Raw genomic sequence first — 9,579 nt, 5'->3', positions numbered from 1 at the left:
AAAAAGCAATGAAGATAAAAGGCATAAATAAATTAATACTGGTAGTCGCTTTGCTATGTTGCGAAGCTACTCCGGTTCTTGCACAGCAGAACATTCAGTTTACACAATATATATTCAATTCTTTGAGCGTAAACCCGGCATATGCCGGCTATAAGGAGGAATGGTTTGCCCAGATGGCGCTCAGAAGCCAATGGACGGGGATTCAGGGTGCTCCAAAGACCGGGCAGATTTCTATTGATGGGGTTCTGGATCCGTATACGAAAAGAATGGGCCTGGGCGTACAGATTACAGCTGATAAACTCGGTCCGCAATCGGCAAACTCGGCTTACGTCAATTATGCGTACCGAATCCGGTTAGATGATGAGGACACCAAAAGATTGAGCTTTGGTATTGGTGTTGGCCTCACACAATATGGTTTGGATGGAAGCATGCTTAACCCGGTAGATAATGGTGATCAATCGTTACCGATTGGTAAAATCAGTAATCTCGTTCCTGATGCCAGGTTTGGTGTGTACTACTCAAGTCCTAAATTTTACATTGGTGCGTCTGTAATGGATCTGTTTTCTAGATCCTATGACAATGCAATCTTCCGTTGGAGTGATGGTACTAATGAAAATATCAGGCGCCAGCGTCATTTTTATCTGATTACGGGTATGTTAGTCGATCTGAATGACGATACCAAACTGCGTCCGAGTATTATGGTTAAGGAAGATTTTAAAGGCCCAACAAGTTTAGATGTAGGCGCAATGGTCATCTTCGGCGGCAAAGTATGGTTGGGTGGGGCATACCGCACCGGTGTAAAAACATGGAACAAAAAATATGCTGATGGGCAGGATCTTAGTCAATTGAACTCAATTTCAGGCATCGCCCAATTTTATGTAGACAAACGTCTTCGCATCGGCTACTCTTACGATTATGCGCTAAGTAAGTTCGGAAGCATCTCCAACGGTACACACGAGATCACCCTCGGTCTCACCTTCCCGCGGAAAGATATTCGTTTACTGAGTCCAAGATTTTTTTAATATGATACTTTGTTACATCCTAAAAGCAACTGCAGGCGTAGTCTGGCTGATGTTATTATCCATACTAGTGGTGTCGGCTTTCGTTATTGGCCTGTTAGAATCAACAGAACAGATTAGGATCACTTTAACCAAAATTTAATATGAACAACCATTATAGGAAATTTAGTTTAGTCATTGTTGCCCTCTCCATTCTGCTCGGCATGGCAAATGCTCAGGAACAACCCGGGATCCGTGAAAGGGCTCAGGAACTTTTAAATCAATATAGCTATGCAAAAGCCGCTACCTTAATTCAAAAACTGGTGGACAAGGATAATCCGCGACTTAAAGACCTTGAAAATCTCGCGCTGTGTTACCGCAACATGAATGATTTTGAAGCTGCGGAAACCTGGTACTCGCGCATTATCGCCAGGCCCGAAAGTTCGCCCATTAATCAACTCTATTATGGCGAAATGCTGAAAGCAAATCTTAAATACGCAGAGGCAAAAAAAGTGTTTGCTGACTATGCGACCAAGAACGGCCTAAAGCCTCAGGTGGCCTTACAAATCGCAGGCTGCGACTCTGCCATTACCTGGATGGCCAATCCGACCGCTTACCAGATTAGAAATGAAACGGGAGTAAATACGCCACTTTCGGAGTTTTCAGCTTATCCTGTTGGAAAACTGGTGTATTTTACCGGAGAGCCGGAAAACAAGGGATTGAACAAAACTTATGGCTGGACGGGAAATAGCTTTCTTAAAATCTATGCCTCGACATCCGATATGCAGCAGCACCTCGCTAATCCTGTGGTGATAAAATCTGGCCTTAATGATGCGCCATTTCATCAGGGACCACTCGTGTCAGATAAGTCTGAAACCGTTTCCTACGTTACCCGGACTTACACGGGTAGCCGGGGTGAAGTGGGTAAAGCTGGTAAGCGAAAATACAAAACAAGTAACCTTGAACTTTATATTTACACAAAGAATAAGCAGACCGGCACTTACCAGGTAGTACCCTTTGCTTATAACAAACCTGAGGAATACTCTGTGGGGCATGCAAGTTTGAGCGCCGATGAAAAAACGCTGTATTTTGTATCTGATATGCCCGGAACATTAGGTGGAACAGATATCTGGTATAGCGAACTGCAGTCTGACGGTACCTGGGGAAAACCTATTAATGTAGGGCCATCGGTAAATACTGCTGGCAACGAAATGTTTCCTTCGGTAAGTGAAACCGGTACACTGTACTTTTCTACAGACGGATTGCCGGGAATGGGCGGTTTGGATATTTTTAGCAGCAAGGGGAATAAATCCAACTGGACAAAAGCCGTAAATTTAAGGTATCCTATTAACTCTGCTGCAGACGACTTTGCTTTCTTTACCACCGGACCAACCGCTGATGGAATTACCGGATATCTGGCGTCTAACCGTAAAGGTGGACAGGGTGCTGACGACATCTATACGTTCAACTACTCCCGTCCGAAAATCATTCTCGCGCTACGTGGAATAGCGTTTAACAAAAAAACGCAGGAACGCCTTTCTGATGTGACAGTTACCCTGTCGAAGGACGGATCAGGTATCGTAGCAAAAAAAATCAATGAACAGGATGGTACTTTCTTCTTTCAGCTTGATAAAGGAAGTGATTATAAAGTTTTTGGGTCTAAACTAAAGTTCTACGCAGACTCAGCAACGTTAACCACAAAAGGACTGACAAAATCAGACACTTTATATGCCGAATTGCGCTTAGAGCCGTTGTTTGAGCAGGGTAAAACACTGAGGCTTGCAAATATTCATTACGACTTTGATAAAGACAATATCCGGGCTGATGCGGCAAAAATATTGAATGAGTTGGTTCGCACTATGCGGGATAACCCTACCCTGGAAATTGAACTTGCTTCTCATACAGATAGTCGTGGCGTAGATCTCTATAACCTTGACCTTTCTCAACGGAGAGCAAGATCCGTAGTCAATTACCTGGTCAGCCGGGGTATCGCGAGAAGCAGGATGACTGCCAAAGGTTATGGTGAAACACGTTTGCTTAACCGCTGCTCAAATGGCGTGAACTGTTCTGCAGCAGAACATCAGCAAAATAGAAGAACAGAATTTACCATTTTAAAATATTAATCATAACGCTTTCCTACCTGCTAGCCAAGGTAGGAAAGCTTGTAAATTATGGACGATCAAGCATTAAAAGAACTGAGAGCCCGCGTGTGTTTAAAAGCCGGGCTAAGTGCTGTTACTTCCTGGGATTGCAAATTTTTGTCGGAAGAGATTTCGAAGAGCACTAAAAAAATGATCAGCGAAACTACCTTGAAAAGATTCTTCGGCCTGGTAGCTGTAAATTACAAACTATCCAGATACACGCTAAGTATATTGGAGGAATATGCGGATTAAGATTATTTTTTATCAGTAAACCGTCCTTTTTTTCATTTTGTCTTTTTCTGAGTAATGAGACCGAGGTTATTCATAGTAAAATCAAGCTACTCAACGCAGACTTAAATACACAACTGGACCTGATAGCGCTACGGTTTTAATGTATTTTATGTCGTGACTATAGCAATCTATAACCCAGTTTAGATTAGATATTATGTATTTGCCTTATATTTGATTGATGAATACTGAGGAAAAATCGCACGATCCCTTTTTTGGCGAAGATCTTATATTACAAGCATTAAGCTGCTCTACCGAACCTACCGCTATATACGCTGGTGAAAATATGACTATCCGGTTTGCTAATGCAGGGATGCTTTCGCTATGGGGCAAGGATGCTTCTGTTATCGGTAAACCGCTTATTAGTGCACTGCCTGAACTGGAAGATCAGCCATTCTTATCTCTTCTGCAAGAGGTATGGCGTTCGGCCAAATCCTATTCAGTTACCGATGCACCGGCCAGGCTTATTAAAAACGGCGTTCAGGTCACGGATTATTTCGACTACGAATATAAGGCATTGCTTGACCAGAACAATAAAACCTGGTGTATTTTGAACACGGCCCGTAATGTTACCTCAAGATTAGAACATCAGAAAAAAATTCGCGAAAAAGAAGAGAATGAACAAAGTCTGCTGGAGGAAATGGCCGCGACATTAGCGGAATTGACGACCACAAATGATGAACTCAATCATTCTTTAAAACTTCTTGCAGAAAGCCGGGAGCAGGTGAGGACAATCATCGAGCAGGCGCCGGTAGGCATCGCTATGCTACAGGGCCCGGACTTGATTATTGAGATCGCGAATCCTGTGATATTGAAGATCTGGGGGCATGAGTTATCAGCTGTACAAGGCATTTCACATAAAACTGCGCGGCCTGAACTGGAAGGCCAGCCCGTGAATCAATGGCTGAGCGAGGTCTTTGAAAGCGGGATAAGGAAAACAAACAACGAATTTTCAGTATTTTTACGCCATAATGAGGGATTAAGGGAGGCTATTGTGAACTCCATTTACCAACCTGTTTTTTCATCTGATTACCAAGTCACGGGCGTGCTGATCATTCTGGAAGAAATCACAGCTGATATACTGGAACGGCGCAGAAGTGAGAAAGACCAGCATATGCTAACGATGGCCATCGAGGCGGGAGCGCTTGCCACGTTTTACTATGAGCCCGATACCAATCTCTTCTCGGGAAACAAATTATTGAAATTATGGTTCGGTTTAGCTGATGAGGAGCAACTGGACCTCTCGATCGCTATTGCTGCTATTGTAGAAGAAGACCGGGAACGTGTTGTTGCAGCAATAAGTGATGTGCTGGAGGAAGGATCTGATGGAAATTACTTTATTGAATACCGTATCTTCCATCCTCATGACCCAAATGGGAGACTGGTGCAGGCAAGGGGAAAAGTGTTTTATGATGTTAAGGGAAAAGCGATAAGTCTGAATGGTACTTTAAGGGATATTACCGAGCAGAAGAAAGAAGAACAGCGGAAAAACGATTTTATAAGTGTAGTCAGTCATGAACTTAAAACACCGCTAACCGCCATCAATGGCTACCTTCAGTTGATGCAGCGTCAGGCTATTATGACAGAAAACACTGCTCAACAAAACATTCTGGAGAAGTCTGTTAAACAGGTCGGCAATATGAGCAACATGATTAATAGTTTCTTAAATATCTCCCGGCTTGACTCTGGAAGAATGCTGATTGAAAGGTCAGATTTCGATTTGAAAGCGTTGTTTACAGAACTGGAAGAGGAATTTCAATCCAGGATTCATACGCATGAAATCTTTGTTGATCAGCTACATTCTTTTCAATTAAACGCTGATCGGAATAAAATCGCTCAGGTCATTCAAAACCTGGTTGAAAATGCAGTTAAATACTCAGCAATGGGAAGCCAGATCACCCTTGGCTATTCAGAGGCCGAAGATAATACCGTGGAAATTGCTGTCCGTGATAAAGGGATGGGCATTGCGGCGGAAGACCGGGAACGGATATTCGAGCGGTATTACAGGGCAGAAAAAGGGCAGAAAGGAATAATCTCCGGTTTTGGGATTGGGCTGTATTTTTGTCGTGAAATTATAGAACTCCATGATGGCCGTATTAGTGTTGAAAGCAATATGGAAACAGGAAGTATTTTTAAAGTACGGCTCCCTGCCGGGCTTTAAAATTTTACCATCCGGAAGATAAAACGTAACCCGATGTAAACTACGGATATGGTCATTCATTTCCGAATTGATCAAGTATTTCGCTTTCACTTATATGCTTAACAGCCGATAAGGAGCTGTCGCTGGCAACGTCATTTGTTATTTTTCTACGAATATCAGCCGGTCCCTGGCGTACTGTTGTTTAAAGGCCTTGGTAAGGAAGGATAACCTATAAATACATAATCCGTTAATGTGTGAGTTGTTTGAATGAATGGTATCAATGAGTGTTACTTTACCGGCAACACCTTTAACGGCCAGTCCGGTTGATTTAGTGAGGTAAATGATCGTGTGCTGATCCAGACTTTTTGGTGATTGATTTAGAAAGCTGTTTTTTGCAGATATTACAAATGGCAGTTCGTTACTGCCGTAGTGTTTTAAGGCTCCGGCGATAGCATAATCGTCTGTTAAAATCACTTCCGCTTTACCCAATGTGCTTGGTTGTATGCTGGCGTTTTCTACCTTCGTAGTGAGGTATTCCCAATCAGTCATATCGGCGAAAAACTGTGGCATTTTACCATAAGTGCCATCCTCATAGCGAAGCGGTCGAGAAAAACCCGTTAGCTCTACCATCTCAGACATATAAAATTTATTATTGGTAATGGAAAATATAGGAATTACTACCGGAAGACTGAAGAGTGCAAAAACATAGAGCATACCAATGAACATCACCTTAAAAGCCGTTTTAAAGTGATTTAACATCAGCGCCCAACAATATCCACCGTTGGCAAATAGCAGGGGGAAGAGGCCTAATCCATAATAAAGCTTGCCCTTTAATACGGATAGTATTGCAATCACCATTAAAGATGCTAAGCCCAGAAAAAAGTATTCTTTGCTTTGCCGGTTAGTCATCAGGAAAATCAGTCCTGCAGACCAAACCGCTACCGCTGCTCCGTGAAAGAAAAATAGCTGCAGGAAGTAATCGCCGAGATCAATGTCGAAGTTTGTTTTCGCCACTTGGGTTGTGAATTTATAAATAGGAAAGTTTTGTTCGAATTGCCACGCAATATGTGGGGCTAAAATCAGTAGGAAAACTATTGCAGGAAGTATCAGCTTCTTCCAGTGGGGCGCAGTTGCCCTCCGCCCACAGATTAACCAGGCGACGAGTACTGTAAAGACCAATAACAGGATGCTGTATTTGTTGAGTATGCCAAATGCCAACGCTATTGCCATAAGCCATAAGAAAGATGTTTTCCGGGTTTGGAGGTAGGCGATGAGGGCGAAGGAAAGGAGGGTCCAAAAGAACTCATCGAACACGGCTGGTTGCAAAAGATACGAAGTGGCTAAAAATGCAGGCGAACAAATAATTGCTGAGCAGGCAATTGTAATGGCTAAACGTCTTCCGCCCAGAAAATAAGTGATGTAGCCAGTGATTACGACTGTCGCAGCAGAGAAAAAGCAAGGCAGGATTCGGTAACCGGTTAAAGAAGAGCCAAAAAGTAGCTTTGAAATATGCGCCACCCAGGTTACAAATGGTGATATATCGGGGAAACCCCATTGCCATTCTTTTCCGAGTTCAACGTAATAAATTTCATCAGCATGGTAACCATATCCTTTTAAGGCAATTACATGGATCAAGAATTTTAAGATTCCGAAAAATACAATGAAGAGATGTAGTCCCCGAATGCTGTGTGATGAATTTTGGTTACAGGAAATATTAACCATTAATAAAGGGAAATTGGGTGGAGTGCTGATTTCGATGCTGCGGATTCATATCTATTATAACAGCAAAGGGTTAAATTAGTTTAAAAAGGGTGTGATTCTGGCATCAAACGTTCAGATCTATTACACCAAAAAGGACTACGTCCTGTTCTTTTCTCACACCTTTTGTATAAACCGGAAACTAAAGGATCGCCGATATGGTGAGACTAACCGATTAGATATTAGTTCCAACATCGGGTACAACGATTTTTATGACGGATAATTTGTACTTATCTTTGCTTCAGAAATGAAAAGCGAGCAGATACAGGAAACCTTCGGAAATATTGATATTTATTTATTTGACCAGTTGTTAAAAGGTACTTATGATGAGTGCAAAACCGTTTTGGATGCCGGATGTGGAACCGGAAGAAACCTGCTTTACTTCCTGAAAAGTGGCGTACAGGCTTATGGAGTAGATTTAAATCCTGAAGCTATAGCTGAACTTAAAAATCTGGCAGGTGCCTTCCCTCATATTAACCCCGACGAAAATTTCAGCATAGCGGCTGTAGACCAGTTACCTTTTGAAGATGAAAGTTTCGATCTGGTTGTTAGTTCTGCCGTGCTCCACTTTGCAGAAAACCAGGAGCAGTTTGAAGCGATGTTAACCTCTATGTGGCGTGTGCTTAAACCTGGTGGATATTTCTTCTGTCGCCTGGCTTCAGAAATCGGTATTGAATCACTGGTCCGTTTTATCGGAAACGGGCGGTATATTCTTCCAGACGGATCAGAGCGATTCTTGGTTAACCAGGAAATGCTGGTTCGGCTTACCAAAAAACTTGGCGGACAGCTTCACGAGCCGATCAAGACGACTAACGTGCAGAACATGAGGGCGATGACCACCTGGTGCGTGCGAAAATAAAATCCGATTAATTCACTGAAAGTCAATAGGACTGCCGCTAATAAAAAAACGATAAATTATTAACACGAAATTACGTTTGGGGATTACGAAAAATTAGAATGAGCTGGTGCAAGAGAATGACTGATCCTCCCAGCACCAGCTTAAGCTCCTTACGGATGACCATTCCCGCCAGCGGCGCCGTATATCTGTCCGGTTGCATAGCTGGCATTACTATCTGCCAATTGCACAAAAATTGATGCAAGTTCTGCAGGCTGACCCGGGCGCCCAAGTGGGGTGACTTCGCCAAATTTTACAATGGCATCTTGCGGTTGGCCTCCACTGGTTTGCAAAGGTGTCCATACCGGGCCTGGTGCTACGCCGTTTACCCTGATCCCTTTTGGTCCCAGCTGCTTGGCAAGTGATTTCACATAAGCAACGTTTGCGGCTTTGGTTTGTGCATAGTCAAAAAGATTTTCTGATGGATCGTATGCCTGTACCGAACTCGTTGCGATGATGACCGATCCCTCTTCAAGCAGCGGAAGTGCTGCTTTCGTGATCCAGAAAGGTGCATATACGTTGGTTTTCATGGTGGTATCAAAATCTTCAGTCGTGATGTCAAGTAAAGATTCAATAGCCTGTTGGTGTCCGGCATTATTAACCAGGATGTCGATCCCGCCAATTTTTTCCGCAGCTTCCTCAACAAGTTGACGGCAGAAATCTTCTGAAGTGATGTCTCCCGCAATACCAAATCCCTTTCTTCCGGCTGCGGCGATCAAGGCTAATACTTCATCCGCATCAGATTGTTCCTGCGGAAGATAGTTGATCACCACGTCAGCGCCCTCGCGTGCATAGGCTATCGCTACCGCTCTGCCTATTCCGGAGTCACCACCAGTAATCAGCGCTTTGCGCCCGGTCAATCTTCCAGAGCCTTTGTAACTCTGCTCTCCATGATCTGGAACCGGATTCATTTTTGATGCCAGCCCGGGTACCTCCTGCGGTTGTTTTACAAAAGGTGGTCTTGGATATTTCGTTAATGGACTTTCCATTTTTTTTTCGTTTTCAGACATTTTTGTTTTGTTAATGGGTCAATGTATTTGCTGATCATGGTAAACGCATGCGTTTTTGATCATACTATCGTTTGTGCAACACTGCTTCTTTAACTTTTGTTTAATAAAAGCACAACTATCGCGAATCAAGCATTTCCCTTCAAAGCACTAAACGGAGTTGTTAAATGCCATTATTGAAAAACTGATGCTGCCCTAGGCTTAGCGCTCATCATCGTTAATCTCCATATATATTGCTGCTTAATTTCTCTGTTGGAGAATAAAAACAGAGGCTGCTGTTCAGAATAGCGGTTACAAAATGTTCCTGGCATTTCGTAAAGATGTCTGTGTAAAAAAAAATAGGCGATGATCG

7 protein-coding genes are annotated in these 9,579 nt (G+C 43.0%); 5 read left to right on the top strand and 2 right to left on the bottom strand.

Annotation, left to right across the window (positions count from 1 at the left end; all coding sequences use genetic code 11):
* The first annotated feature begins 8 nt into the window (after positions 1-8).
* From BLR60_RS03770 to BLR60_RS03755, 4 genes are all read left to right on the top strand, one after another.
* Positions 9-1,022 carry a PorP/SprF family type IX secretion system membrane protein gene (locus BLR60_RS03770; RefSeq protein WP_090497384.1) on the top strand — a complete coding sequence of 338 codons (1,014 nt, stop codon included), beginning with the start codon at positions 9-11 and terminating at the stop codon, positions 1,020-1,022.
* 140 nt (positions 1,023-1,162) lie between these two features.
* Positions 1,163-3,121, top strand: a complete 1,959-nt coding sequence (locus tag BLR60_RS03765; RefSeq protein ID WP_090496960.1) for an OmpA family protein — start codon at positions 1,163-1,165, stop codon at positions 3,119-3,121.
* Between the two features lie 48 nt (positions 3,122-3,169).
* Entirely contained in the window at positions 3,170-3,391 is a 222-nt protein-coding gene (locus BLR60_RS03760) for a hypothetical protein (protein WP_090496957.1), read from the top strand.
* 217 nt (positions 3,392-3,608) lie between these two features.
* Positions 3,609-5,588: a PAS domain-containing sensor histidine kinase gene (locus BLR60_RS03755; protein ID WP_090496955.1), complete on the top strand. Its 1,980-nt coding sequence runs from the start codon at positions 3,609-3,611 to the stop codon at positions 5,586-5,588.
* Between the two features lie 138 nt (positions 5,589-5,726).
* Here the strand turns inward: BLR60_RS03755 and BLR60_RS03750 are convergent, their stop codons facing one another.
* Positions 5,727-7,202: an ArnT family glycosyltransferase gene (locus BLR60_RS03750; RefSeq protein ID WP_167354674.1), complete on the bottom strand. Its 1,476-nt coding sequence runs from the start codon at positions 7,200-7,202 to the stop codon at positions 5,727-5,729.
* A 370-nt stretch (positions 7,203-7,572) separates the two neighbouring features.
* Here BLR60_RS03750 and BLR60_RS03745 point away from each other — a divergent pair, with 370 nt between their 5' ends.
* The gene (locus BLR60_RS03745; protein WP_090496949.1) at positions 7,573-8,184 is read left to right on the top strand and encodes a class I SAM-dependent methyltransferase; all 612 of its coding nucleotides are present in this window, start codon (positions 7,573-7,575) and stop codon (positions 8,182-8,184) included.
* A 149-nt stretch (positions 8,185-8,333) separates the two neighbouring features.
* Here BLR60_RS03745 and BLR60_RS03740 read toward each other — a convergent pair whose 3' ends face one another.
* Positions 8,334-9,230 carry an SDR family oxidoreductase gene (locus tag BLR60_RS03740; RefSeq protein ID WP_090496947.1) on the bottom strand — a complete coding sequence of 299 codons (897 nt, stop codon included), beginning with the start codon at positions 9,228-9,230 and terminating at the stop codon, positions 8,334-8,336.
* Positions 9,231-9,579 lie beyond the last annotated feature (349 nt).

The organism is Pedobacter terrae (genome assembly GCF_900100705.1).
In the GTDB taxonomy this organism is placed as follows: Bacteria; Bacteroidota; Bacteroidia; order Sphingobacteriales; family Sphingobacteriaceae; genus Pedobacter; species Pedobacter terrae.
The sequence above is the reverse complement of the archived record's forward strand: the minus strand, read 5'-3'. Positions and strand labels throughout refer to the sequence as shown.

What these genes read in the sequence shown, in the direction of transcription:
- BLR60_RS03770 (WP_090497384.1), top strand. Translation starts at nt 9, where the DNA reads ATGAAGATAAAAGGCATAAATAAATTAATACTGGTAGTCGCTTTGCTA.
- BLR60_RS03765 (WP_090496960.1), top strand. Translation starts at nt 1,163, where the DNA reads ATGAACAACCATTATAGGAAATTTAGTTTAGTCATTGTTGCCCTCTCC.
- BLR60_RS03760 (WP_090496957.1), top strand. Translation starts at nt 3,170, where the DNA reads ATGGACGATCAAGCATTAAAAGAACTGAGAGCCCGCGTGTGTTTAAAA.
- BLR60_RS03755 (WP_090496955.1), top strand. Translation starts at nt 3,609, where the DNA reads ATGAATACTGAGGAAAAATCGCACGATCCCTTTTTTGGCGAAGATCTT.
- BLR60_RS03745 (WP_090496949.1), top strand. Translation starts at nt 7,573, where the DNA reads ATGAAAAGCGAGCAGATACAGGAAACCTTCGGAAATATTGATATTTAT.
- BLR60_RS03740 (WP_090496947.1), bottom strand. Translation starts at nt 9,230, where the DNA reads ATGTCTGAAAACGAAAAAAAAATGGAAAGTCCATTAACGAAATATCCA.